General features: G+C 44.5%; 30 protein-coding genes. 16 read left to right on the plus strand and 14 right to left on the minus strand.

The features are described from left to right. The first annotated feature begins 23 nt into the window (after positions 1–23). The 10 genes from GQR42_RS00285 to GQR42_RS00330 all read left to right on the plus strand — a co-directional run bounded on the left by GQR42_RS00285 (position 24) and on the right by GQR42_RS00330 (position 8,734). A complete protein-coding gene (locus GQR42_RS00285) occupies positions 24–941 on the plus strand; it encodes an NAD(+) kinase (protein ID WP_158198466.1) in 918 nt (305 codons plus the stop codon). Positions 942–1,020: 79 nt separating this feature from the next. Then, positions 1,021–1,809, plus strand: a complete 789-nt coding sequence (locus GQR42_RS00290; RefSeq protein WP_158198467.1) for an ion transporter — start codon at positions 1,021–1,023, stop codon at positions 1,807–1,809. A gap of 535 nt (positions 1,810–2,344) precedes the next feature. Further along, a complete protein-coding gene (locus tag GQR42_RS00295) occupies positions 2,345–2,707 on the plus strand; it encodes an ATP synthase subunit I (RefSeq protein ID WP_002739749.1) in 363 nt (120 codons plus the stop codon). A gap of 57 nt (positions 2,708–2,764) precedes the next feature. Further along, positions 2,765–3,514, plus strand: a complete 750-nt coding sequence (atpB, locus tag GQR42_RS00300) for a F0F1 ATP synthase subunit A (RefSeq protein WP_002739857.1) — start codon at positions 2,765–2,767, stop codon at positions 3,512–3,514. Positions 3,515–3,744: 230 nt separating this feature from the next. Continuing rightward, on the plus strand, positions 3,745–3,990 hold the full coding sequence (gene atpE / locus GQR42_RS00305; protein WP_002740068.1) for an ATP synthase F0 subunit C: 246 nt from the start codon (positions 3,745–3,747) through the stop codon (positions 3,988–3,990). A gap of 229 nt (positions 3,991–4,219) precedes the next feature. Further along, a complete protein-coding gene (locus GQR42_RS00310; protein WP_002769600.1) occupies positions 4,220–4,651 on the plus strand; it encodes a F0F1 ATP synthase subunit B' in 432 nt (143 codons plus the stop codon). A 134-nt stretch (positions 4,652–4,785) separates the two neighbouring features. Continuing rightward, on the plus strand, positions 4,786–5,328 hold the full coding sequence (locus GQR42_RS00315; RefSeq protein WP_158198468.1) for a F0F1 ATP synthase subunit B: 543 nt from the start codon (positions 4,786–4,788) through the stop codon (positions 5,326–5,328). Beyond that, the gene (gene atpH, locus GQR42_RS00320) at positions 5,329–5,877 is read left to right on the plus strand and encodes an ATP synthase F1 subunit delta (protein WP_151695461.1); all 549 of its coding nucleotides are present in this window, start codon (positions 5,329–5,331) and stop codon (positions 5,875–5,877) included. It begins immediately after the preceding gene. 68 nt (positions 5,878–5,945) lie between these two features. Then, entirely contained in the window at positions 5,946–7,454 is a 1,509-nt protein-coding gene (gene atpA, locus GQR42_RS00325; protein ID WP_002793184.1) for a F0F1 ATP synthase subunit alpha, read from the plus strand. A 332-nt stretch (positions 7,455–7,786) separates the two neighbouring features. Beyond that, positions 7,787–8,734 carry a F0F1 ATP synthase subunit gamma gene (locus GQR42_RS00330; protein WP_046663344.1) on the plus strand — a complete coding sequence of 316 codons (948 nt, stop codon included), beginning with the start codon at positions 7,787–7,789 and terminating at the stop codon, positions 8,732–8,734. A gap of 582 nt (positions 8,735–9,316) precedes the next feature. Here GQR42_RS00330 and GQR42_RS00335 read toward each other — a convergent pair. The 5 genes from GQR42_RS00335 to GQR42_RS00355 form a co-directional block, all read right to left on the minus strand. Continuing rightward, the gene (locus GQR42_RS00335; RefSeq protein ID WP_158198469.1) at positions 9,317–9,778 is read right to left on the minus strand and encodes a hypothetical protein; all 462 of its coding nucleotides are present in this window, start codon (positions 9,776–9,778) and stop codon (positions 9,317–9,319) included. Then, complete coding sequence (locus GQR42_RS00340; RefSeq protein ID WP_158198470.1) at positions 9,778–11,094, minus strand: AAA family ATPase; 1,317 nt, start codon at positions 11,092–11,094, stop codon at positions 9,778–9,780. The genes GQR42_RS00335 and GQR42_RS00340 overlap by 1 nt, the downstream gene beginning before the upstream one ends. A gap of 104 nt (positions 11,095–11,198) precedes the next feature. Next, positions 11,199–11,432: a hypothetical protein gene (locus GQR42_RS28115; RefSeq protein WP_353737490.1), complete on the minus strand. Its 234-nt coding sequence runs from the start codon at positions 11,430–11,432 to the stop codon at positions 11,199–11,201. Between the two features lie 117 nt (positions 11,433–11,549). Next, complete coding sequence (locus GQR42_RS28120) at positions 11,550–11,738, minus strand: hypothetical protein (RefSeq protein WP_233271199.1); 189 nt, start codon at positions 11,736–11,738, stop codon at positions 11,550–11,552. 133 nt (positions 11,739–11,871) lie between these two features. Further along, positions 11,872–12,162, minus strand: coding sequence for a transposase (locus tag GQR42_RS00355; protein WP_199273250.1), 291 nt, complete (start codon positions 12,160–12,162; stop codon positions 11,872–11,874). Between the two features lie 180 nt (positions 12,163–12,342). On the opposite strand from GQR42_RS00355, the gene GQR42_RS28125 reads away from it, so the two are divergent. Beyond that, complete coding sequence (locus GQR42_RS28125) at positions 12,343–13,236, plus strand: hypothetical protein (protein WP_233271200.1); 894 nt, start codon at positions 12,343–12,345, stop codon at positions 13,234–13,236. A gap of 114 nt (positions 13,237–13,350) precedes the next feature. Here GQR42_RS28125 and GQR42_RS00365 read toward each other — a convergent pair whose 3' ends face one another. Further along, positions 13,351–15,054, minus strand: coding sequence for a DUF262 domain-containing protein (locus GQR42_RS00365; protein ID WP_002770760.1), 1,704 nt, complete (start codon positions 15,052–15,054; stop codon positions 13,351–13,353). A 115-nt stretch (positions 15,055–15,169) separates the two neighbouring features. Between GQR42_RS00365 and GQR42_RS00370 the strand changes: the two genes are divergently transcribed. After that, positions 15,170–16,357, plus strand: a complete 1,188-nt coding sequence (locus tag GQR42_RS00370; protein ID WP_158198472.1) for an RNA-guided endonuclease InsQ/TnpB family protein — start codon at positions 15,170–15,172, stop codon at positions 16,355–16,357. A gap of 148 nt (positions 16,358–16,505) precedes the next feature. Here the strand turns inward: GQR42_RS00370 and GQR42_RS00375 are convergent, their stop codons facing one another. The 8 genes from GQR42_RS00375 to GQR42_RS00410 all read right to left on the minus strand — a co-directional run bounded on the left by GQR42_RS00375 (position 16,506) and on the right by GQR42_RS00410 (position 23,235). Further along, positions 16,506–16,841, minus strand: a complete 336-nt coding sequence (locus GQR42_RS00375; RefSeq protein WP_002741682.1) for a ribulose bisphosphate carboxylase small subunit — start codon at positions 16,839–16,841, stop codon at positions 16,506–16,508. A gap of 15 nt (positions 16,842–16,856) precedes the next feature. Beyond that, on the minus strand, positions 16,857–17,255 hold the full coding sequence (gene rcbX, locus GQR42_RS00380; protein WP_002732424.1) for a RuBisCO chaperone RbcX: 399 nt from the start codon (positions 17,253–17,255) through the stop codon (positions 16,857–16,859). A 130-nt stretch (positions 17,256–17,385) separates the two neighbouring features. Then, entirely contained in the window at positions 17,386–18,801 is a 1,416-nt protein-coding gene (locus GQR42_RS00385; RefSeq protein ID WP_002753365.1) for a form I ribulose bisphosphate carboxylase large subunit, read from the minus strand. A gap of 550 nt (positions 18,802–19,351) precedes the next feature. After that, entirely contained in the window at positions 19,352–20,014 is a 663-nt protein-coding gene (locus GQR42_RS00390) for a carbon dioxide concentrating mechanism protein (protein ID WP_158198473.1), read from the minus strand. Positions 20,015–20,144: 130 nt separating this feature from the next. Continuing rightward, the gene (locus GQR42_RS00395) at positions 20,145–22,103 is read right to left on the minus strand and encodes a ribulose bisphosphate carboxylase small subunit (protein WP_158198474.1); all 1,959 of its coding nucleotides are present in this window, start codon (positions 22,101–22,103) and stop codon (positions 20,145–20,147) included. A gap of 70 nt (positions 22,104–22,173) precedes the next feature. Continuing rightward, the gene (locus GQR42_RS00400; RefSeq protein ID WP_002741688.1) at positions 22,174–22,485 is read right to left on the minus strand and encodes a EutN/CcmL family microcompartment protein; all 312 of its coding nucleotides are present in this window, start codon (positions 22,483–22,485) and stop codon (positions 22,174–22,176) included. 32 nt (positions 22,486–22,517) lie between these two features. Continuing rightward, entirely contained in the window at positions 22,518–22,859 is a 342-nt protein-coding gene (locus GQR42_RS00405) for a carbon dioxide-concentrating mechanism protein CcmK (RefSeq protein WP_002733426.1), read from the minus strand. 64 nt (positions 22,860–22,923) lie between these two features. Further along, entirely contained in the window at positions 22,924–23,235 is a 312-nt protein-coding gene (locus GQR42_RS00410; protein ID WP_002734613.1) for a carbon dioxide-concentrating mechanism protein CcmK, read from the minus strand. A 959-nt stretch (positions 23,236–24,194) separates the two neighbouring features. On the opposite strand from GQR42_RS00410, the gene GQR42_RS00415 reads away from it, so the two are divergent. The 4 genes from GQR42_RS00415 to GQR42_RS00430 all read left to right on the plus strand — a co-directional run bounded on the left by GQR42_RS00415 (position 24,195) and on the right by GQR42_RS00430 (position 25,586). After that, positions 24,195–24,437 carry an AbrB/MazE/SpoVT family DNA-binding domain-containing protein gene (locus GQR42_RS00415; protein ID WP_158198475.1) on the plus strand — a complete coding sequence of 81 codons (243 nt, stop codon included), beginning with the start codon at positions 24,195–24,197 and terminating at the stop codon, positions 24,435–24,437. Further along, complete coding sequence (locus GQR42_RS00420) at positions 24,431–24,751, plus strand: type II toxin-antitoxin system PemK/MazF family toxin (RefSeq protein ID WP_158198476.1); 321 nt, start codon at positions 24,431–24,433, stop codon at positions 24,749–24,751. Before GQR42_RS00415 ends, GQR42_RS00420 begins: the two co-directional genes overlap by 7 nt. Positions 24,752–24,897: 146 nt before the next feature. Then, entirely contained in the window at positions 24,898–25,134 is a 237-nt protein-coding gene (locus tag GQR42_RS00425) for a hypothetical protein (RefSeq protein ID WP_008202209.1), read from the plus strand. Further along, positions 25,134–25,586 (plus strand): type II toxin-antitoxin system VapC family toxin, encoded by a 453-nt coding sequence (locus tag GQR42_RS00430; protein ID WP_158198477.1) that lies wholly within the window; start codon positions 25,134–25,136, stop codon positions 25,584–25,586. Before GQR42_RS00425 ends, GQR42_RS00430 begins: the two co-directional genes overlap by 1 nt. Positions 25,587–25,699 lie beyond the last annotated feature (113 nt).

Consider the following 25,699-nt stretch of genomic DNA (forward strand, 5'->3'; position numbering starts at 1 on the left):
ACCAGCAGTAGGAAAATTTGTCAATGCCCAAAATCGGCATTATTTACAACGATATTAAGCCTATCGCTTGTAAAACAGCCCATCAGATACAAGATCAGCTACTTTCTTTAGGTTGGCAGGTGTTTATGGCTACCGGCAGCGGTGGTCTGCTAGGCCATTCTAAACCCTCTCGTCCCGTTTGTTTTACCCCGATCGATCAGTTAGTCCCCCCCCACTTCGAGCAAGATTTAAGTTTTGCGATCGTGCTGGGTGGCGATGGTACAGTCCTATCGGCGGCCCGGCAGTTGGCTACCCTCAATTTGCCCCTGTTAACGGTCAATACGGGACACATGGGCTTTTTGACAGAAATTTACCTAAATCAGCTTGAACCCGCCTTAGAGCAGGTTCTAGAGGGGAAATACACCATCGAAAATCGCTCGATGATCACGGTGCGACTGTTTCGCGAAGATACCCTCCTCTGGGAGGCACTTTCTCTCAATGAGGTGGTCGTCCACCGGGAACCCCTCACCAGTATGTGTCATTTTGAGATTCAAATTGGTGAACACGCACCCGTCGATATCGCTGCCGATGGGGTGATTCTCTCCACTCCGACCGGTTCTACTGCCTATGCTCTCAGCGCCGGTGGCCCGGTAATAACTCCCGATGTGCCGGTATTACAATTAGCTCCCATTTGTCCCCATTCTTTAGCTTCCAGATCCTTAGTATTTTCTGACAAGGAAACAGTAAATATTTTCCCAGCAACTGCTAATCGCATGGTGATGGTAGTGGACGGCAATGGCGGTTCTTATATCTTGCCAGAAGATCGAATTAATGTGCAGAAATCGCCCCACCAAGTCCATTTTATTCGTCTGCAATCAACGGAATTCTTCCGCATCCTCCGGGAAAAATTGGGTTGGGGGTTGCCTCATATTGCTAAACCAACTTCGGTGGAATTACCTTAATCAGTTATCAGTTATCAGTTATCAGATGTGAGCTTTCAGTTCATTGATTACTGGTTACTGTTTACTGATAGCTGAATTTATGCTCCCTTTTCGTGCCAAAATAGCTTTTTATTTAGAGGATGTCACCACGGCGATCGGACTGACGGTAAATCTGCTTATCTTAGCATTAATTTTACTCTCTTTGGGGATTTATGTGGCTCAAACCTATCCCTTATCCGCCACTTGGCAAATGTGGTTACGTCAGCTTGATTGGGTAATTTTAAGCTTATTTTCCCTAGAGTATTTAATTCGGTTTTGGTGTGCGGAATCAAAACTAGGCTTTGTTTTTAACATTTTTTCTATCCTAGATTTATTATCAATTCTGCCCCTATTTTTTGGTTTTTTTGATATTAGATTTTTTAGAATTTTTCGCTGGTTTAGAATTTTGCGAGTCATTCGTTTTTTTGGTTCCGATCTTTCTATTTTTCAAATTAAAACTTCCGATCAGATAGTATTTATTCGCATTTTACTAACTCTATTTTCGATTATTTTTGTCTATGCAGGTTTAATTTATCAGATCGAACACCCAATTAATCCCCAAGTTTATCGGACATTTTTTGATGCTTTTTACTTCGCCGTTGTGACTATGACTACCGTAGGATTTGGGGATGTAACTCCCCTTTCTGATGGAGGCAAAATGGTGACAGTTTTAATGATTTTAACGGGAGTTTTGTTAATTCCCTTGCAAATTAGCGATCTGACTAAACAAATATTAAAATCTGGCAATCAAATTGATTATCCTTGTCCAGCTTGTAGTCTACCCCGTCACGATATAGATGCCAATTTTTGTAAAAACTGTGGGGCAAAACTCTTAAAAAAACCTGATTGAGACTAATTCTGGCGAAAGGGGGAGCGGGGAGCTTTTCAGTGATCAGTAAACAGTAATCAGTAATCACTGAACTGAAAAAGCTCTCTTGGATATTGGCTGAAAAATGTTCACAGTGTCACATTATGGGTGCAAGCAGTTGGATAAACTCACTGACCACGTTGCGCCCCTACATTGCACCTGTGTGATTGGCAGAGACCTATAGCCTACGCCCTTTCTTCGATAAGATTTGCTCATCACTATAACCCCAAGAGAGCCACTGATAACTGATCACTGATCACTGATCACTGATCACTGTCTCGGAGTCTCGGAGTCTCCTGACTCCTAACGACCGACGACCGACGAAATCATGGCCATTTACAATTGCTTAATAATTGTTGCCGCTGCCGTGATAATATGTCTTGTGGCTTACCTGAGCGTCATAGCTGGGAAAGCAATCCAGATATTGAGATTAGTCTATCGCTGATTTAGGTGTACCTTGTCTGACCCATCGATCGAATCTCCCCCAACCCCAGAAACCAACCCGCCGTCAGCTCCGATGCGGGAATACTATCAACTACAAAACACTTTATTGATCACCACCCTGATCTTAAGCGGTCTGATCTTTATCCCTGTGTGGCTGTTTTATTCCCTCAATACCGCCCTTAATTACCTATTGGGGGCAATGGTGGGAGTTGTTTACCTAAAACTCCTAGCCGGGGAAGTGGAAAAATTGGGGGTAACGAAAAATCGGGTGGGCAAAAAAGGATTAGCCCTATTCGCTGGATTAATCATCATCGCCAGTCGTTGGCAAGAACTGCACATAGTGCCAGTTTTTTTGGGTTTTTTGACCTATAAAGGGGCGATCATCGTCTATACTCTGCAAACCATCTTCAAGCTGGAGCAGAAAGCCGATTCCTGAACCTTTTGGCCGTTAAAATAACCCTGATTTGCGAACCCGAATCTCCCCAAGGTGGAAATGTTAGACAGTTTAAGTGTGCTTAATTTTTATAGCCTCGCTTCCCTGGAAGTGGGACAACACTGGTACTGGCACATCGGCGGACTAAAAATTCACGGGCAAGTGATCGCGGTCTCCTGGATCGTCTTCGCTATCTTAATCATCGCCTCGATCGCCGCTACCCGCAAGATCCAGAAAGTTCCTAGCGGTATTCAAAACCTGATGGAGTACGTCCTGGAATTTCTGCGCGATTTAGCCAAAAACCAGCTAGGAGAAAAGGAATATCGACCCTGGTTGCCCTTCATCGGCACCCTATTTTTATTTATTTTCGTTTCTAACTGGTTAGGGGCCTTGATTCCTTGGAAGTTAATCGAACTGCCCGAAGGAGAATTAGCCGCCCCCACTAACGACATCAATACCACGGTGGCGTTAGCCCTACTGACTTCCCTCGCTTACTTCTACGCGGGTATCAGTAAAAAAGGACTCGGTTACTTCGCTCACTACCTAGAGCCGATTCCCGTGCTATTACCGATCAAAATTTTAGAAGACTTTACCAAACCCCTCTCCCTCAGCTTCCGTCTTTTCGGGAACATCCTCGCGGATGAGTTGGTAGTAGCCGTATTAGTCTTCCTTGTCCCCCTAGTCGTACCCCTACCCCTGATGGCTCTCGGTTTATTTACCAGCGCTATTCAGGCCCTTGTCTTCGCCACCCTTGCCGGGGCCTATATCCATGAGGCACTGGAATCGGAACACGAAGAAGAACACGCTTAAAAGCGAGGGACGAAAAAAGAAAAATTTCTTAGGGAAAAGTGTCCAAATAATAGGATAATAACTAAGAAATTATTGGTCGAATTCAGGATGAGCAACTGAATTCCAGGATCGTTCTTTCCCAAAAACTCTTTCGGGAGTTTTGAGCAGAAAACCAGCCATTTTTTACGGCTGAGAACGCGCTCTGTAAACAACAGATTGAAATTGATTAGTAAATAGAGGAAAAAATCACCATGAACCCCACAGTAGCTGCCGCTTCCGTTATCGCCGCCGCCCTCGCCGTTGGTTTAGCCGCTATCGGCCCCGGTGTTGGTCAAGGTACTGCTTCTGGAGAAGCTGTTTCCGGTATCGCCCGTCAACCCGAAGCTGAAGGAAGAATTCGTGGTACCCTTCTCCTCAGCTTGGCATTCATGGAATCCTTAACCATCTACGGCTTGGTTATCGCTCTCGTTTTACTGTTCGCTAACCCCTTCGCCTAATTAAAAAAGCAGTCGGCTATCAGCCCCCAGTCCGCAGCTTTGCAGGGGAGTTTTCAAAACTCTAAAAAACGCCGAAGGAGCCAACTAAAAAATCTAGTTTTTGGGAGGGAAGGCTGATAGCTAGTTAAGGGAATTTTAGTGATTCCCCCTGACTGTTTATTGTTAAAGCAGGGGGATCATATTCCTTTTTTGAACCTGTCTATAGCTTCTATTTATCAGGAATAAATCAATGTTTGATTTCGATGCCACCCTGCCAGTGATGGCACTACAGTTTATTCTTTTGGCAGTGATCCTGAACGCCGTTTTTTATAAACCCCTCAGTAAAGTTTTAGATGAACGGGCGGAGTATATTCGGCAAACGGAAGGCGGAGCCAAAGAACAACTAGCCAAAACCGAAGCACTGGTACAAGAGTACGAATTGCAATTAAGTTCGGCTCGTAAACAATCCCAAGAGATTATCGCCCAAGCGCAAGCCGAGGCCCAAAAACTAGCCAGCGAAAGAGTTGCCGCAGCCCAAAAAGAAGCGATCGCTCGTAAAGAAGCCGTCGCCGCCGAAATTGCCCAACAGAAAGAAGAAGCCTTTCGTTCTCTAGAAGGACAAGTGGCCTCTCTTTCCCGTCAAATTCTTGAAAAACTCCTCGGCCCCGAACTCGTTCGCTAAATCCCAGCCCTTGGTTAATAACAGTGATCAGTAAAAAGATAGAACTCAGTCGTCAGGAGTTAGAAGACTGATAACTGATAACTGATAACTGATAACTGATAACTGAATAACCTATCTCCCCGCCCTCAATAATCATGATCATCGACACAGTTTTATTATTAGCCACGGAGGCGAAGGAAGCGGCAGCAGAGGGATTCGGCATCAACACCGATATCTTAGGAACTAACCTATTTAACCTCTCAATTCTGCTCGGTTTAATCATCTTCTACGGCCGCAAAGTTCTCGGACAAATCCTCGGAGAACGTCAGTCGAAGATTGCTGAAGCTTTAGCCGAAGCTGAAAACCGGAAAAATATTGCCGCTACCGCCCTCGCCGAAGAACAGAAAAAACTCGCCCTGGCAAAACAAGAGGCGGAAAAAATTATCAATAACGCTCGAGATAGAGCTAAAACTGTCACCGCCGACATCGCCGCCCAAGCCGATCTGGATATTCAAAGAATGCGCGAAAGTGCCGCTAAGGATCTCTCGGCGGAACAGGATCGTGTTTTAGTAGAATTACGCCAAAGAATTACCGCTTTAGCCTTAGCTAATGTGGAATCCCAATTAAGCACCGGCCTGGAAGAATCGGTACAACAAACCCTAATTGATCGCAGTTTGGCCAACCTAGGAGGTAAATAGATGCAGGGAAGTTTAATCAGTTCAGAAATAGCCGAACCCTACGCCCAAGCATTACTTTCCGTCGCCCAAAGCAGCGGACAATTAGAAGCGATCGGCGGCGAAATTAAATCCCTCTTGGAATTGCTAGAAAATGCTCCCGATCTAAGAGCTTTTATCGGCAATCCCGTCATCAAAGAAGAAGCTAAAAAAGCCGTTCTTTCCCAAGTAATGGGGAGCAGTGCCAATCCCTATTTAACTAACTTCATGATGTTATTAGTCGATAAACGTCGGATTCAATTTTTAGAACCCGTTTGTCAACAATATCTCACCCTAGCCAGAGCGCTGACTAACACGGTTTTAGCAGAAGTTTCCTCGGCCACCGAATTGAACGATAGCCAAAAACAAATCGTCATCGACAAAGTGAAAACCCTAACCGGGGCGAACGTGGTCGAACTGAAAACCAAAGTTGATGGCAGCCTCATCGGTGGTGTGGTGATCAAAGTCGGTTCCCAGGTCTTTGATGCCAGCATTCGCGGTCAACTACAACGCCTCAGCCTTTCCCTGCGCTAAGGTCATCTAATCTCCCTTTTTTGCCGTTTTTTCACCTCCTAATTTTTTACCCTTTCCCAGATTAAACTATGGTAGCTATCAGACCCGACGAAATTAGTACAATTATTCGTCAACAGATCGAATCCTATAACCAAGAAGTACAGGTCTCCAACGTGGGAACCGTCCTGCAAGTGGGTGACGGTACTGCCCGCATCTACGGCCTACAACAAGCCATGTCGGGAGAACTATTAGAATTTGAAGATGGAACCGTCGGCATCGCCCTTAACCTCGAAGAAGATAACGTCGGCGCAGTGTTAATGGGTGACGGTTTCGGGATTAAAGAAGGCGGTACGGTGAAAGCTACCGGTAAAATCGCTCAGGTTCCCGTGGGTGACGCCTTAGTCGGCCGCGTGGTTGATGCTCTCGGTCGTCCCATCGACGGGAAAGGAGACATCCTCGCCAGCGAAACCCGTCTGGTGGAATCCCCCGCCCCCGGTATTGTCGCTCGCAAATCCGTCTGTGAACCGATGCAAACTGGCATCACCGCTATCGATGCCATGATTCCCGTCGGTCGTGGTCAACGGGAGTTAATTATCGGTGACAGAAAAACTGGTAAAACAGCGATCGCCATTGACACGATCATTAACCAGAAAAGCGAAGACGTGATCTGTGTCTATGTCGCCATCGGTCAAAAAGCCTCCACCGTCGCCCAAGTAATCGACACCCTCACCCAAAGAGGCGCCATGGATTACACCGTGGTGGTGGCCGCTAACGCTAACGACCCCGCTACCCTCCAGTATATCGCCCCCTACACGGGAGCTTCGATCGCTGAATACTTCATGTATAAAGGCAAAGCGACCCTAGTTATCTACGATGACCTCACCAAACAGGCTCAAGCTTATCGTCAGCTATCCCTGCTTATGCGTCGTCCTCCCGGTCGGGAAGCTTACCCCGGCGACGTTTTCTATCTCCACTCCCGTTTACTAGAGCGCGCCGCTAAACTCAGCGATGCCCTCGGTGGTGGTAGCATGACCGCCCTGCCGATTATCGAAACCCAGGCCGGTGACGTTTCTGCCTACATTCCCACCAACGTAATTTCGATTACTGACGGTCAGATCTTCCTCTCCACCGACCTCTTTAACGCTGGTTTCCGTCCCGCAATTAACGCTGGTATTTCCGTATCCCGCGTGGGTTCGGCGGCCCAAACGAAAGCGATGAAGAAAGTTGCTGGTAAATTAAAACTAGAATTAGCCCAGTTTGACGAATTAGAAGCTTTTGCTCAATTCGCTTCCGACCTTGATGCGGCCACCCAAGCACAACTCGCTCGCGGTCAACGTCTGCGTCAAATCCTGAAACAGCCCCAAAACTTCCCCCTGGCCGTTTGGGAACAGGTCGCGGTGGTTTATGCCGGTTTAAACGGTTATCTCGACGATATCGCCACCGATAAAGTTATCGATTTCTGCACCGGTTTACGGGAATACCTGAAAACCAGCAAACCTCGCTACGTTGAGATCGTCAGCACTGAAAAACAACTCAACGACGAAGCAGAAGGCCTGCTCAAAGATGGCATCAACGAGTACAAACAGGCTTTCAAGTAAACTTCTGTGAGCTTTAAGCTGTCAGCCTTTTCAGTTATCAGTGATCAGTAAACAGTGATCAGTAAACAGTGATCGGTAAACAGTGATCAGTAAACAGTGATCAGTAAACAGTGATCAGTAAACAGTAAACAGTAAACAGTAAACAGTAAACTAAAAACTCACATCTGATAACTCACATCTGATAACTGATAACTGATAACTGATAACTGATAACTGATAACTGATAACTGATGACTGATGACTGATAACTGATGACTGATAACTGATAACTGATGACTGATGACTGATGACTGATAACTGATAACTGATAACTGATAACTGATAACTGAATTATGCCTAATCTCAAAGCGATTCGCGACCAAATTCAATCGGTCAAAAATACCAAAAAAATTACCGAGGCCATGCGTCTGGTGGCGGCCGCAAAAGTGCGTCGCGCCCAAGAACAAGTTCTCTGTACCCGTCCTTTTGCCGATGCCCTCGCTCAGGTACTTTATAATCTGCAAGGTCGTTTAGCCTTTAGTGATGTTAATTTACCCCTACTGGCCCAACGGGAAGTAAAAACCGTGGCTCTGTTGGTAGTGACAGGCGATCGAGGTCTTTGTGGCGGTTATAATACTAATGTCATTCGTCGTGCCGAACAACGGATGAATGAATTAAAAGAGCAAGGGATTAACTATCAATTAGTTGTTGCTGGCCGGAAAGCAGCACAATATTTCGAGCGCCGGAATGCTCCCATTGCCGCTAAATTTATTAACCTCGAACAGATTCCCACTGCCGATGAAGCTGGCACGATTGGGGATGAATTGCTTTCCTTATTTTTATCGGAAACAGTCGATCGCGTCGAGTTAATTTATACTCGTTTTATCTCCCTGATCAGTTCCACTCCGGTGATTCAAACCCTGTTACCTTTAACTACCCAAGGTTTAGCGGTACAGGATGACGAAATTTTCCGTTTGGTGACTAAAGAGGGAAAATTTAAGGTACAACGGGAAAAAATGGCCAGCCAACCGGCGCAGGTTTTTCCCCAAGACATGATTTTTGAGCAGAATCCCGTCCAAATTCTCGATTCTCTCCTACCTTTGTACTTAAATAACCAATTACTGCGCGCCCTCCAGGAATCGGCAGCCAGTGAATTAGCAGCCCGGATGACGGCGATGAGTAACGCCAGCGACAACGCCAGCGAGTTAATTGGGACTTTAAGCCGTACCTACAACAAAGCGCGGCAAGCAGCTATTACGCAAGAATTGTTAGAAGTAGTAGCGGGGGCAAACGCTCTCTAGGTTTAAGCCAGTTTTTCTTCTGATTATCAGTAGGAGTGATTGTTTTCACTCCTTTTTTTTCGTTTAGATAGCAGTAAACTATTAGTCTTATTATAATAGACAAGTGGGAGAAGTTTAGGCGAAAATGGTAGTCATGTAAGTAGGTAGGCACAATTATTTGTAGGATGGGTTAGCGCACTTCGTAACATAATCGGGCGTTGGGTTTCATGCTTCAACCGTTCGGCAAAAGCTCACGGCCGAAGCCCAACCTACGTTCATCTTATATTTAATTACACCCACCCACTTATAGCGTTTCTCACACCTGTGTGGCACAGTTAAACCTTTGCTGATTAAGCTTTTCACCATCGACAATGTACCTCTTGCGAACAGGAAACGCTATATATAGAAAAAGTTCCTAATCGTAATTTTCCTGGGCAATAAAAGGCGTTATATTTATTAGGGGTTTCCTTGATTTGTACCCAGTAACGGCACATTCAGATACGGCACGGGTTATGGTCTTTTGTCAAGGGGGAAGTCCAATAATTAAATCTCCACCTTTTAAAATACAAATCGACTATTAGAAGTAAATCCGTAGTGAATTACTCATAACTTCGGTGGCCGATTGTAACTTTTAAGGTGTTTGTCCAAAGACCATATATAGACGCGGCGGCCTAGATTTTGATCACAAATTTTCTGCCAATCATGAATGATAGAAAGGTCTCCCATTCCCCTACCTCGCATCGCTTGATCAGGAAACTCTTTTAACCATCCTTGCAGGTCTTCTTTCTTTAGAAAATTAATGGGGGTAAAGGGAGATTTTCCTTCAAGAGCTTTTGTTACCTGATCTACAAATTTTTCTGCACAAGTACGTCGCTGGTTGCCATCTCCATTTTGGGCAATATGATTGCCAGTTTCCAGAATGGTCGCCATTGGCAAAAAAAGAGATTCTTTAGCTTCAATTTTCTCTTTTAACTCTTGAAATATTAACTCAGATTGACTCGCATTTTGGGGGACATTAAGTATCTCTAAAAAGATCGAAGTATCGATCAGACAAATAGCTCCCATCAGGCTACTTCTCCCTGTTTTAATTGCTCTAACCAACTTAGCGCATTTTGTTGACGTTGTTCTGCTGTGGACTTATCCTTTAAGAACTTATCTAATACTTGTTTAGTCATCAACTGACCAAGAGTTCCCTGCACAATTAATTCGGGGAAACGCTCTAAATCAGCTAATCGGACAATACGACTATCTCCTGCTTGCGTATCTCGGTAACAACAAAGTACATTTCCAATATCACTATCGGGTACTGCATCTAGTAACGCCGGGTTATGGGAGGTGATCAGTACCCTCAGTTTTCTTTCTAAGGCGATCTGCCGAATTTGCTTAACTAAATTATCTGCACGACTGGGATGAACACCATTATCGATCTCTTCAATAATTACGAAAGTTCCAGGATTTGCACTTAGTAGAGTTGCAGCAATCGCTAAAACTCTCAGAGTACCATCAGACAACAAAGGAGCATCCATCTGATGTTTTTTGTTCCCAAAAGACTCTATTAGTCTCACCATAACATCGTTGCGGTCTGTAATGATAAAGTCAATATCGGTAATATCCTGCTCTGGTAATGAACGAATGAAGTCAAGCAACTTGGTTTTTTGAGTCTCTCCCTGCTGACAAACTGTATAAAGAACACTAGAAAGGTTAGACCCATCTTCTTTAATATCATTATCTTTAGCGTAAGCATAACCCCGCATTACTGCTGGACGAGGATCAAGAAAGATAATATTCCTCAAGGTTTCCCGAATTACTTTAGTAACTTCTGGAATAATTTTTTGTGATTTAGTATCACTTTGCCGAAATCGACTGGGAGTTTCCAATTGATAAAAAATAGCTTGTCGGTTAGAACAAGGTATGTGAGGCTTATTTTTACCTTGCTTGAAATTGTTATACATCACACTAATTTCATCGGTATGCGGGTTAGGATCGCCATCAATTTTGTAAAGTGGTAATTCCTGATCTTTACTAGCTTTACTGACACTTTCTCCGATTATAAGAAGTTGGTCTGATAATAGCCCAATTTCAATCTCAAAATCAGTCCAACCGTCAGTAGCGTTATCAATGTGTGTTGCCAAGGTAAAATACTGTTTTTCTGCACCGAAAAGATCGATCGCTTGTCCACGAGCAATTGCATTCCCGCTTTGAATGTTGCGTTCAATGTCATCTAACCTGCTGCCTTTCGCTAACCACGAAAGTAAGCGAATTGCTTCTAGTGCATTACTTTTCCCTGACGCATTAGCACCGATTAAAAAGGTGATGGGTGCTAGAGACAAGGTTGCCTCCTGATAGCTTTTGAAATTCCGAAGAGTCACCGATGTTAACATACTTTTCACCCATTAAATCTTGACTGGTGCAGTTTGAGCATTTGTACTAAAAGTTCCAATACGCAGTTTAAATTCAGCGCAGTTTATAGAACCTATTTGGTATCTTAGGATACAGCTAATCGTCGTAGTAGAAGTCGAAGAAAACAGAGATGAATTTTGGTAGTGGAGTGCTGTAAAGTACGCTCAAAATTTTTGACTAAAGATTTGCAGCGTTCCATCCAAGAATTACTTCTTTCAATCACCCATCGAGTTTTTACAGGTACGAATCCTGATAAACCCTTCTCCGCTTTTTCGGTTTTTGACGGTTTTGGAGACAGTTCAAACTGAATTTTAGTCATTATCTCTGGATAGACCTTAACCAACTCTTTCTCTATTTTGTCAGGATGATAACCATTATCTAGAAGAATAGTCGTCTTAGGCAGTTCCGACGGTTTTAACTTGAAATAGTCAATACCTCAAGTTAACAACTCAATCAATCCTTGGTCATCAGATAGGTTGGCGGGAGTACAATGAGCGAAAAAGGGAAAACCAAGACTATCCGTCGCTAGATGACGTTTAATTCCATTGGTGCACTTGTAGAAACAAAATCCTTTCGTCTCCACACTCGCATTACAGGTATTTTTGACGGCTTGAGAATCAATCATAATTAGAGCAGCAATTCTCATTTTGAAACGATTTTGCGTTGTTTCAGCGACCTAGAGATTCGTTAAGAATTATTAACCCCTCTAGGTGCAAGGGTTTTAATGTCATGAAACCTTAAAATGAGAATTGCTGTAATTAGAGTCGTCCACAAGTTTTTTTTTCTTGTTGTCGTAATCGGCGATGTAATTCTTCCCTTATTTTTTGGATGATTCCCTGACTTCTCCACTGTTTATAATGCCAGAACACGGTGGAGTAGGGGGGGAAATCTTTCGGGAGGTCACCCCAATTACAGCCATTTTTGAGTTGATAGAAAATAGCGTCTAAAATCTGTCGTTTTGTCCATTTGGGCGGACAAGTCAATTTCTTCTTTGGCAATAGCGGTTCTACGATAGACCACTCTTCATCCGTCATACTACTTGAGTACATTTAGCTGACTCCTCCATTGATTTTTTGGGACGACTAGACGGTGACGCATTCACAAAACGGGGTTCCGACTAAAGTATTGCCGCTCGCGCAGGCTAGAGACTCTCTCCCCTGAAACCTATAATGGACAAGGTTTTCGCGTCACCTTTTCAGCAAGGGCATCTACATTATAAAAGATACCAAATGGATTCTATAGAACAGGCTTCCGCTGGACATATCAAAGGTGCTGAATCATTACACCACGCGATTCGAGAGCATGGTTCGGATACTTTTGAAATACGAGAAATAGATCGAGGAACTTGTAAAAAAGTTCTTGAGAATAAAGAGAGAGCGTGGATCGAAAAACTAAATACTTTGGTTCCCAATGGATATAATATTTCTACAGGTGGGGTCAGCGGTGGATCGCACAAAAAAGTCACCTATATCGATGACATCCGCTTTGAAAGTGTAGAACAAGCTTCAATATATCTCTCTAGGACTCGAAATATTAGCCTTTCTGCGGCGAAAAAAAGGATTAGTCTAGGGCGTATCGATATTAAAACTCCTGCCAAACCTGGCGAAAGCCTAGTAAAAACACAAGTTTACAAAGCTTGGAGCCGAATAATTCACTGTGTGATAAATCCCAATTCCAAAGACTATATACCAGGAGTTGAAGTTCATGATTCATGGCGTGATTTTAAGCGGTTCCTACAAGATGTTGGTCATCCCCCTGAAAAAAATATGGTATTTTCTAGGCTAGATAAAAACCAAGGATTTTTTCCAGAAAATTGTGCTTGGCTTAGGAGAAGTGAGGCAAGTAGGCTCAATGCCGAACAAACCCAAAAGAAAGGTAAGCTTAGGAAAAACAAAGATAAAAATAATCGGGAAATTATGAATCACAAAGTAAAAAGTTTATCTGATTGTATGGAAATACAACTCGAATTATCTTTAGATCTATCAGTAGGTACAGCAGATAGAATTATTGTTGAAGGTATTCAAACTCAAGACCGGAAACCTACGAAAACTTTTTTTCAAACCGCAAAATCTTTACAATTGCAAGGAGAGCCGGATTGGTCGGTTCAAATCGACGATCGATAATCGGGTTTCCCTTGCTCGCTCGAAATCCTGACAGATCGATCGCTTCCTCGTGAAAATTATCCTAGAAATCTATTCCCAAGTAAAAGCGAATCGAGAACATTTTTTAACCCGCTCTCAAACAAAGTCGGATTTCCAAATATGAACCGCTCGTCGGGCTAAACTTTCTTGACGTTTAGCGATCGTGTCCGGTGTCCATTCCTCTGGTACTATATTTCTCGCTAGAGCATAATCGCTTTGTTGGTAAATCTCTTGTTTATCTGTATAGTATTGATTGCCGATTTGACGATTCAAATTAGCTTCTAAAGGAATCAAGTTACCGATCCGATAGGTCATTTCCTCGATCTCGTTATCGAGAAAGTGAACGCGCCATCGATCGCTCGGCGATTCTGGTAGAATATGCTCGATCGAGAATCCATCTTCCGCTATATTAGATCGACCCGATTCGTCCATTTCTAATTTCCAGAGAATATATCGAACCAGTTTTTTCTTTTGACCTCTGGTAGAAATCGAAAGAATCGAAAAATCCTGCACGAACTTAGTATCCGTGACATAAACCGAACGCAAGCCCTCGAAAACTTGCCTCGGAGTCGTCATTTCGCCATTATTTATGGCGATTGCTATCTTATTATAAATCCCTTCTAGCTCATTCGGGTTAAGACTACTGACAATCGTGTATCGAAACGAAATTATACAAACCAATTTTAGTAGGCGGGTGAAGTTCTCGCTTGAAAATTTATTGTATGCCGAGAATAAAACTGGATAGGCTTGTTTTACGCCAAATAGTTCAATTTCTCGAATATAAGGGATATTATCTGGAGTATCTTGCCAGAATTCATCATTGGGATTATTAAGAGCGATAAAAAGACCACTATATTCTTCGAGTTGTTCGAGTAATTTAAACGCGCTTTCAGCGTTTTGTATAGACTCTCGAACCCTTTTAAATAAACGTTCCCGTCTTACTCTCGTCCGCGTGAGGCTGAGATAGTAACGTAGGAACTCGGGGAATTTTTCCATTGTAACGGTATCAATAATTCCTCTCCACTGTCGTTGTCCTTCTCGCAAATCATCCGCCCCTCGGAAAAGAGAAAACAAATAATTTTTTAATAGATCGGTTGAACTTAGCTCTATCCCTCTAGCGTTTAGGGTCTCGAAAACCGTATACGCATTCAATTCATCTTCAACATTAATCTGAATAAATAAGAGTCTTTTGGCAACGGTATCCGTTAAAAAAATTGCCAGTTCTTTTCCACTGTTAACTACGCTTGTAAGCTTTTGCAATGAATCGGAAAAGTATTGAAAAGCTTTCCATAGGAGTTGGTTGGATTTTGCGAGCGATCGAGGATTGCGAGGAGGTCTAAAGTTAATGAGACGACTTTGATAAAAATCATTATTATTTTCATTCAAAATTAATTTACTAGATTCTTTTAAAGAACCCAGATCTTTATTACTCAAATAACCGCTTTTGAGAAGCCGTTGTCGTTCTCTATTCGCTTCCGCTTCTTCCCCCCGATCGATTAACGTTTGAATTTTTTCGATAATCGCTATAGCGAGAATACTAATCGTTACCAATCGTTGTTGTCCGTCAATAATTGTAAAATCCGTATCCGATCGCTGGGAACCCTGTAAAACGATCGCTCCCATGTAATGACTAGAATCGGGGTTTTCATAGAGCGTTTGAATATCCTGCCAGAGATCTTCCCAATTTTCTTCCTTCCACGAATAATCTCTTTGAAAAGGGGGAACTCGGTAGATTTTGCCATTGCCGATGAGATCGCTAAAATTGCTGGTTCGGGTATCTAATAGATGAGTACGGGGCATAGGTTCGATCGGCAGTCAGTTCATCGAAAATTTTGGGTCTGAAACCCCGTCGTTCTACGACGGCTTTACTGTTAAATATTAACACATTTACGAAATATATGCTAAAATGTGAGGCATGGAAAAAGCCTATTCGTTTCGATTTTACCCCACACCCGAACAAGAGTCGCTATTGCGGCGCACTTTGGGCTGTGTAAGATTGGTTTACAATAAAGCTCTCCATCTCAGAACACAAGCATGGTACGAAAAGCAAGAAAGAGTAGGATATACTGAAACCTCTTCAATGCTAACTGATTGGAAAAAGCAAGAAGAATTAGACTTTTTAAACGAAGTAAGCTGTGTACCTTTACAACAAGGGTTAAGACACCTACAAACAGCTTTCACTAACTTCTTTGCTGGTCGTACTAAGTATCCTAACTTTAAGAAAAAACATCAGGGAGGAAGTGCCGAATTTACTAAGTCAGCTTTTAAATTTAAAGACAAACAAATCTATTTAGCCAAATGCACAGAACCTTTACCTATTCGATGGTCAAGACAAATACCAGAAGCTTGTGAACCAAGCACAGTAACAGTCAGATTACATCCTTCTGGGCGTTGGCATATCTCAATAAGATTTGATGACCCAACAATTAAGCCATTACCAGTAACAGATAAAGCCATCGGAATTGACTTAGGAATTAGTAGCCTAGTAATTACCAGCGATGGTGACAAAGTGTCTAATCCTAAGCATTTTAAAAAGCATTATCAGAGACTGCGAAGAGCATCGAAAAGCCTTTCTCGAAAACAGAAAGGTTCAAAAAATCGGGAAAAAGCGAGAATCAAAGTAGCCAAAATTCACGCCCAAATTACTGATAGTAGAAAAGACCATTTACACAAGCTAACCACTCAATTAGTTCGTGAAAACCAAACGATTGTAGTTGAGAATTTAGCCGTCAAGAATCTGGTCAAAAACCCGAAATTATCTCAGGCAATATCTGACGTTAGTTGGGGAGAAATTACCCGACAATTAGCCTATAAATGCCGTTGGTATGGGAGAAATTACCTCGAAGTAGATAGATGGTTTCCTAGCTCTAAAAGGTGTAGTAATTGCGGGTATATTGCTGAGAAGATGCCGTTAAATATTCGAGAATGGGATTGTCCAGACTGTGGGACACACCATGACCGAGATATTAACGCTAGTAAAAACATTTTGGCCGCAGGACTTGCGGTGTCAGTCTGTAGAGCGACCATAAGACCAGAACAGAGTAAATCTGTTAAGGCAGGTGCGGAACCCCGCAAGGGAAAGAAGCAGAAACCTAAATCGTGAGGTTTGGGAATCACCGTCCGTTTACGGCGGTGAGGATGTCAACACTTCTAACTTACCAAATATCAGCCGATCGTTTACCCGTGTTAAAAACCACCAAAAAAAGGATGGCCTCGCGGCCATCCCTACAAACCTTTAAACTACAGCCAAATTAGTAGCGGCCAGCATTGGGTTTATGAACAATAAAGCTCATGGTTTGACATTGTTTGATGTTATCAAAAGCGATAACGCGGATGTAGCAATCAGAATATTCAGTGCGGCACTCGCGAACTTCATTAAGAACTTCTTGGGGACCAGAAACAGAGAATAAAGGCAGTTTCCACATCGTCCAATGATAATCTGCGGGTTTGGGATCTTTTTCAAATTCCACAGCAGGAATATAACCCTGATCGATCATGTATTGAATTTGTTTAGCAATTTGTTGATCGGTGAGGGGGGGCAAGTAGGAGAGAGTTTCGTAACGCTTCTCTTTAGGTAAAGTTTTCATGGGTTTCTTGATTCCTTATGGGTTGGGTAGATCATCAACATCGAGATTTAATTCCGATGTCTCTGGTTGACTTATAGCAGTACGGGTGAGACGTTCCAAAAGTTGCCGACGATGTTCGGTATTGTCATTAATAATTCCCGTTTTTACCATCTCTGGCAAGAACTCTAAAACCTGTTCGGCTAAATGTTCTCTTACCGTCATGATCCGCAAAACTAACTCTTTATTCTCAGTCATTAACCCCGCAATATAGGCCTCGCCATCCTGAATGGAATGGCTAGAAGTATAGTGACTCAGCCAAATAGCTAAAGTGGGATTAGTTTCTGACAATTGATCGATAATCGTGCGAACCGCTTGGTAAGTTAGGTAACTTTGTAAGACTTTCGCGGTATCTTGAACAACTTTTTTCGGATACATTTTATACAGTTTTCAGTTATTGGCTAGGCAGTTATCAGTGTTGAAATTCTAACCACTGCTTGCCGATTTTGGGCAAGTCCCCGGCATTATTTTCCACCGATAACTGCTAACAACCTTCTGAAGGGCTGTATTAGAGGGTATCCATAGCCTCGAACTCGAATTTAATTTCTTTCCAGAGTTCGCAAGCGGCAGCCAGTTCAGGACTCCAACGGCAAGCTTCCCGGATAACGTCGTTACCTTCGCGGGCCAAGGAGCGTCCTTCGTTACGAGCTTGGATACAAGCTTCCAGAGCCACACGGTTAGCGGTGGCACCGGGTGCGTTACCCCAGGGGTGGCCGAGGGTTCCACCACCGAACTGTAAGCAGGAATCGTCACCGAAGATTTCCACCAGCGCCGGCATATGCCAAACGTGGATACCACCGGAAGCAACGGGCATTACCCCGGGTAAGGAAGCGTAGTCTTGGGTGAAGAAAATACCACGAGCGCGATCTTCTTCTACATAGTCTTCACGCATCAGGTCAACAAAACCCATCGTGATTCCGCGTTCACCTTCGAGTTTACCGACAACGGTTCCAGAGTGGAGGTGATCACCACCAGAGAGACGTAAGCACTTAGCTAAAACGCGGAAGTGGATACCATGATTTTTCTGACGGTCGATAACCGCGTGCATTGCCCGGTGAATGTGGAGCAGTAACCCTTTGTCGCGGCAGAATTTCGCCAGGGTGGTGTTAGCGGTGAAACCACCGGTGAGGTAGTCGTGCATGATGATCGGGGTTTTGATTTCGGCGGCGAATTCAGCCCGTTGCATCATCTGCTCGCAGGTAGGAGCGGTTACGTTTAAGTAATGTCCTTTAACTTCGTTGGTTTCTGCTTGGGATTTAACGATCGCCTCTTGGACAAAGAGGAAACGATCGCGCCAACGCATGAAGGGTTGAGAGTTAATATTTTCGTCGTCTTTGGTGAAGTCTAAACCACCGCGGAGACATTCATAAACGGCACGACCGTAGTTTTTAGCGGAAAGGCCGAGTTTGGGTTTGATGGTGCAACCGAGTAGGGGGCGACCGTATTTGTTTAATTTGTCCCGTTCAACGGTGATACCGTGGGGAGGACCTTGGAAGGTTTTGATTAAAGCGACGGGGAAACGGATATCTTCTAAACGGAGACCGCGTAGAGCTTTGAAACCGAAAACGTTACCAACGATCGAGGTGAGGATGTTGGTGACGGAACCTTCTTCAAATAGATCTAAAGGATAGGCAACGAAACAGAAGAACTGGTTATCTTCGTTGGGTACGGGTTCGATATCATAACAACGACCTTTATAGCGATCGAGGTCGGTTAAGTTATCGGTCCAAACGGTGGTCCAGGTACCTGTGGAAGATTCCGCCGCTACCGCCGCACCTGCTTCTTCAGGAGGAACTCCGGGTTGGGGTGTTACCCGGAAGCAAGCTAGTAGATCGGTATCTTTGGGGGTGTAGTCGGGGGTGTAGTAGGTCAGGCGGTAGTCTTTTACGCCGGCCTGGAAACCTTTGGATTTGGCTTGCACCATTGGGATTATTCCTCCATAAACTGCATGATTAGTCGCACCTGTAAAATCTCGCCGTCAACCGACATAGATTTTTCTTAAGCTCCTTTCCCCTGCTGCCAGGAGCGAAGTTAGGGAGCAATTTTCACTAATGTTTTTTTCAACTGATCATCTTAACACGAACTTTATCCTATTCTGATCATTTTTTTCCCTATCTCTAAAATTTTGATTGTTTTTTTTTCTCGGGGGGATTAGTTTCTTTAATCTGTCGTCATCTAACTTTGATAATCTCTACAAAAACACAAAAAAATCAACAAAAATTTACCTGATTGACACGCAGAAACTTCTGCTCATCAGGCTTTGAGCGATTAAAACTACTCTTTAATTGAGGAAGATTATCAATAATTACAACCTCAAAAAATTGTCGGCAATCGCTAAATATTAACTGGATTTCTAAGCAATTATACCCAGTACCTAGAGGACAGTTAGACAGCAGTGAACTCTAGATAAATTAGGTCTAATTACTCAGTAATTATTGTTGAGATTTTTGGCTTGTGAACGATTATTTTCCCCTTCAAGAATTATGGTTATTGTTGCCATTAAAACGATGACGTTCTGGAAATAGCGTGACCAATAACTGATTGATATAGACCTTTCCGACCACAGATGCTTGATTCGGTTGGTTAGTAGTAGATGCTTGTTCTCTGGTTTCTGGAGGACTGGCCTCGGCGACCATTTCCTCGCCATCCCAAGGACTGGCCACGGTTTCGGCCACCGCTTCCTCCACTGACGGCACTGGGGACACTTGACTGACTACGGGTTCCGGTTCCGGTAAAGGGGGTCTTTCCGGTTCCGATCGGGTCGCTGACACCTCGATGGTAATTTGACGGGAAGTATCTCCGATCAGTGAACCGGACGGCACGAGCGACATCGCTGCCACAGAAGCATTAAAAATCGTTGTGGTTGACCCAATACAGGCATTCTCACCGATTTCACCCCGACCGACAATCAGAACACCTGTACCTAAAATTGCCCCTGCACCGATAGCAATAACACCCTGATAGGCGGTTAAAATCGTTCCCATACCCAGGCAAGCACCCGCACCGATAATTATTTGGCTATTGGGGGCTGCTCGGAGAATCACCCCCGGAGCCACGATCGCACTCTCATCAATGGTTACATCACCATTGACATAGAATTCCGAGCGGCTAATAGGTTGAACGGGGGGTAAGGACATAATTGACAGTGATCAGTGATCAGTGACCAGTGATCAGGGGTTAGGGGGTAGGGGTTAGAGTTTCGGGGATTTTTCCCGATCCGCCAACACCTAACACCTATCTCCGTTCACCAATTACCGAGTCCTGAAATTAAGGGCGTTGAATAATCGATTCGAGGACACGACGTTTCGCTTGGGAGTCAATCCCGATCAGACGGACGTATTCTCCTTGATGGTCGCGCAGACAGGTTTCTAAAGCGGCCACCACATCGGATTCGCGACTGCTATCGATCGGGGTGCAGCTTTGCCAAGAACCGGTTTTAAAACGACGTTTATCCGCGTGTTCACTGCCAATTTTGTGACCTTGGTTCAATAAAGAACGAATTTGAGCGATCGTTTCCGCGGTTAAGGTACTGGTTAAAGTGGCAGTACCGCCGCCGGAGGAACTGGAAGCAGAGCTTTTGAAACTCGGTTCAGCAACGGTGGCGGTTTTACCGTTGCCATTACTAGCCACCGAACCATCGGGGCGCTGGATCACCGTTTCTAAAACCCGTTTTTTGGCTTTAGCATCGATACCGAGTAAGCGGACGTATTCGCCGCTATGTTCCCTTAAACAATCTTCCAAAGCAGTAATTACCTCGGATTCGCGATTGCTTTCGATCGGAGCGCAACTCTGCCAAGAACTGGTTTTAAACCGGCGTTTATCCGCGTGTTCGGTGCCGATTTTGTAGCCTTGGGCGAGCAGGGAACGAATTTGAGCGATCGTTTCGCCACTTAAGCTACCACTGCTGCTATAACTGGCTCCGTTACTGGCGGGGGTGCTGTAGCTGCTGGTTTGGCCGCTGCCGTTACTAGCGGGGGTGCCGCCGGGGCGGTGAATAATCATTTCGACGACGCGTTTTTTCGCCTGCGGGTCGATCCCGATCAGGCGGACGTACTCATCGCTATTTTCAGTCACGATCGCTTCAATATCGCGAATGATGCCCGCTTCGCTCTTGGTTTCGATCGCCGGTCCAGTTAACCAAGAACTGGTTTTAAAACGGCGTTTATCCGCGTGTTCGGTGGCGATTTTCAGCCCTTGGGCGAGCAGGGAACGCACTTGCACGGACAGGTCTGAATTGCCGTTACCGTTGCCATGACCGCCGTGGACGGCGGTGGTGGTGCGGGCCGGTTCTCCCGGGGTGTCTTCGGGGCGTTGGATAATCATTTCCAGTATGCGCCGTTTAGCGGCGGGATCGACTCCGATCAGGCGGACGTATTCGCCTTGCAGGTCTCTCAGGGAGGCTTCTAGGGATTGGGATACCTGTTCTTCGCGGCTGCCGTCGATAAAGCCGGCACTTAACCAAGAACTGGTTTTAAAGCGGCGTTTGTCAGCGTATTCGATGCCGATCTTGTAGCCTTGGGAGAGGAGGGAGCGAACCTGCGCTCGAATGTTTGTATTTAAACTCATAGGTGTCACCGAATTTCTATATAGCGTCTCATTAGCGATGTTTATAGCGGCTGCCGGTGGCGGAGTCGCTGGTCCTTGGGCTTTGACCGGGACGCTGGGGGCGAGGTCAATTTCCACAATGTGACGAGTGAAGGCTCGATCGATCTCTGTGACATCGGGTAAGCGATCAGCCTGTTGTTGGCTGGTGATCACGGAACCGGATGGCACGAATTTCCCGGCGGGGATTTCCACGTCTTGAACGAGGGCGTGCATCATGACGATGCAATCAGCCCCGATGCGGGCGTTAAAGACGGTGGAGCGAAAACCGATAAAACAGCGATCGCCCACATAGGCAGGCCCGTGAATGAGTGCCATGTGGGTGATGCAGCTGCCCCGGCCGATCCACACCGAATATTCTCGGCCGTCATCTCCCACCACACGGCTTTTTTCTAAACCGTGGATGATTGCTCCGTCCTGAATTTTGCTGTCGTCGCCAATGTGAAAGGGGGTTCCTTCATCGGCGCGGATGGAAGTCCCCGGAGCAATCACCACTCGCGCCCCGATCTCGATAGCGCCACTGAGGTTAGAGAAGGTGTGGACTTTGGCACTCTCGTCTATGTGCGTTTCCTCTGGGGATTTGGTCCGCTTTTTCGGACTAGCCGCCGTTGTGCGGACGACCATAGTTAGTCTTCCTCCATACTGAATTTGGCTGGCTGGTTGTTACTTAACTGTGTTTGGGTCCTATCGATGTTTAACCAGATTGACGAAATTCGTCTCTCTTGCTGTAGAGGGTGCGATTTTCTACGGTTATCGTGTCAATAATCCCCACCACCATCGCGTCAAGGGGGCGATTGTTCTGTCCGTCTTCGATACGGGCGGCTCCTCCCCGGGACACTAGCACCCATTCATTAATTCCCGCTCCGACAATATCACCCGCTACTTCGTATTTAGGCAAAAGTTGCCCTTGGGCGTCGATGAATTGCAAAAGCAGAAGTTTCACTCCCGTCATACTGCGCGGTTTCAGGGTGCTAACGACGGTTCCGCAAACTTTGGCAATTTGCATGGAATTTGTTTACACTAAAAGTTAGTTGCGCTCTAGATTCGTCTTAAAGGTTGCGGGTTAACACTTTCACGAAACTGTTCCACGGCCTCTGTATAACGGATGGGAAGAACGTATTCGAGGTTTTCGTGGGGACGGGCGATGATGTGGGTCGAGAGGACTTGACCCCCTTTAACACGATTAGATGCCGCTTCTGTCCCCGCCGATACGGAAGCCTGTACTTCCGAAACGTCCCCCCGGACGATGACGGTGACGCGACCACTACCAATTTTTTCGTAACCTACTAGGGTTACGCGGGCGGCTTTCACCATGGCATCAGCCGCCTCGACGACGGCCGGGAAACCCAAGGTTTCCACCATGCCCACTGCAATTGACATAATATTTTTGTCTCCTAATGGTTGGCTTTCTTCGACTCTATAGATGCTGACCCCGAAACGGTGTTTAATAGCTGCGGAATTGCTCTACTTCTTCGGTGTAGCGAATGGGCAGCACGTATTCGAGGTTTTCGTGGGGACGAGCGATGATATGGGTAGATAGCACTTGTCCTCCGTTAACCCGGTTGGCGTTTTCCACTCCAGCAGCCACAGAAGCTTGCACTTCTGAAACGTCTCCCCGGACAATGACAGTGACGCGACCACTACCGATTTTTTCGTAACCCACTAGAGTCACCCTGGCGGCCTTGACCATGGCATCGGCCGCTTCCACAACGGCGGGAAATCCTAGGGTTTCAATCATTCCTACTGCAATTGGCATTTTTTTGTTCCTCGCTTGTCAAGCCAAACTAAACTATTAATTTCGTTAGCGTTATCAACTTTGTTTCAGTCAAATTCTTTCCTTGTTACTTTTCCTGCTCTAGCTTTGGTGGCAGTCGGGATCGTGGCAAGGTGGGGGTAAGACCATCCTAGATTTTATCTCGATCGTGACCGTTTTCATCCACTATTTTTATTTTCTAGGGCCGGTTGGTAAAAATTTGACGAGTGGGGCAAAATTATCAACCTAAAAAAAGCATAGGAAACTATGACACCTTTGACAATATAAAACATTATGATTATTTCTCATCTTCAGGTTAACGAAAGTTAATCATTCCTTCCCTTCGTCCATCAGCCTCAGCAATTCTCAGGAGATTTACCGCCGAAACCTTTGCTCTGACTGCATTTCCGCTTTAATTTCTCTCTTGGCAGCTTGATTCCATCTGCCGGATTTAATGGCAGATAAAAGCCTTATTTTCCCTGATTTCGGCTTTTTTATAATTTTTTTATACTATATCTGCACTTCCCCCAGACAGAAATACTAAAAAATTGACAAAATCCTTACTCCAGGTCGCTTCTCAGAAAAAATTGGCTCACCACTAGGTACATTTTCTGCTTGAAAGTAGAGCGATCTTGTTAAATTGTAGCTTTTGATACTGTTGCGGATGTGATAATGTGTATTGTTGTTTTCAATCGCCCTTGGGGTTGGGTGCGGCTGTTGCTTGAGCCACCCTGTAAGTAAGTATAATTAAATTGAAGCGGCAGAGAAAGCCGATCAGGAATATTTAGAAGGGCGCGATCCTGGCAAATCTAAAGCAGAGTTGAAGGCTGAGTTAGGATGTGGCGTTACATCATCTTAAAACCAGCCAAGCGTTATAAAACGGTTACAAGGAAACACCAAAATGAGAATCCTAAGCTTAAGCAGATTGATATGATGATAATGTATTTCCCCGGGGGTCAAAAATGTTGTTGAAAATCGTACAAATCGGCAATTCTCAAGGAATTACAATTCCTCAAGCGATTATGGAACAGTGCGAACTCACTGATGAAGTCGAAGCGATAGTCGAGGGTAAAAAAATTATTCTGAGTGCTAAAAAGAAGGTGAGAGAGGGTTGGGCTGAGTTGTTTGATGACGAACCCATCGAAGCAGAGTTACAGGATTGGTTAGGGGTGGAAAATGAGTTTGAGCGAGAAAACCAATGGTAGAAAGATTTGCCGTAGTTCTAGTAGAACTCGATCCGACTAGGGGTTCTGAACTGCAAAAAACCCGACCTTGTGTTATTGTTTCCCCTAGGGAGATCAATGCTCGGTTGAGAACAGTAGTTATTGCTCCAATCACCAGTACGGTTAAAAAATACCCAACCAGAATCCCGATTGATCAAAAAAATGTGCAAGGCAGTATTGCCTTAGACCAAATTAGAGCGATTGACAAAACCAGAATCGTCGCTCAAATTAGCCATCTCGACGAACAAATGGCAATGTTAGTGGCTGAGCGCTTGGTTGAATTTTTTCACTACTAATTTTTGGATTATAGTTCGCAAAGAGGAAATATCTCAATTGTCCCAGGTGCATCCCTAGTTAGGGAGAGGAATGTAAAGATTTATTAAATATAGAGAAATTGCGGCATGAGATATGATTGATCTGGTTGCCTATTAGTCTAAGTCAAATGAACATTGAACAAGTTATCATTAAAAACCTCAGAAAACTTCCCTTAGAAAAACAACAAGAAGTGTTATCCTTCACCGAATCTCTCACCTCAAGAATTTCCCTCCCTTCCCCAGATTATAGTCTCACTCCCCAGGAAAAAGCTCAAAAATGGCAGAAAGTAATCGCTAAACTTCCTAAAACAAGTGCGAATTTACCTGATGAAGCTTTACACCGTGACACTATGTATGAAGACTAATGACTCAATATTTACTGGATACTAACATTTTGCTTCGGGCGGCTGATCCGTCTTCAGCAACTTATTCTCTTGCTAATAATGTAATTACTCAAATCGTTGAAACAGCTAATGAATGTGTTATTATTCCTCAAGTTTTAATTGAATTTTGGGTAGTTGCAACCCGACCCCTTGATGTTAATGGTTTAGGTTGGACTCCAGCACAAGCTACAAATTATGTCAATGATTTATTAGATAACTTTACATTAATTGCAGAAACCCCGGATATTTTTCCCCTTTGGTTTCAATTAGTCACCATCTACAACATTAAAGGAAAACGCACCCATGATATTAGGCTTCTTGCTGTCATGAAAGCTTCTAACATTCCCCATTTATTAACCTTTAATCCTGATGACTTTATCCCTATTCCCAATATTACCATCGTTCATCCGCAAGATTTCATTAATTCCCAATAATTAAGCAGCAAATCCCACATACCGCACCAAAATCCCTCCCGGAAGCGGATAGGTCGCCCGAGCAGGAGTAAAACAGGGGAAAACACCTGAAACTCCTTCCTCTGTGAATCACT

The sequence above is a fragment of the Microcystis aeruginosa FD4 genome (assembly GCF_009792235.1).
Taxonomy (GTDB): Bacteria; Cyanobacteriota; Cyanobacteriia; order Cyanobacteriales; family Microcystaceae; genus Microcystis; species Microcystis viridis.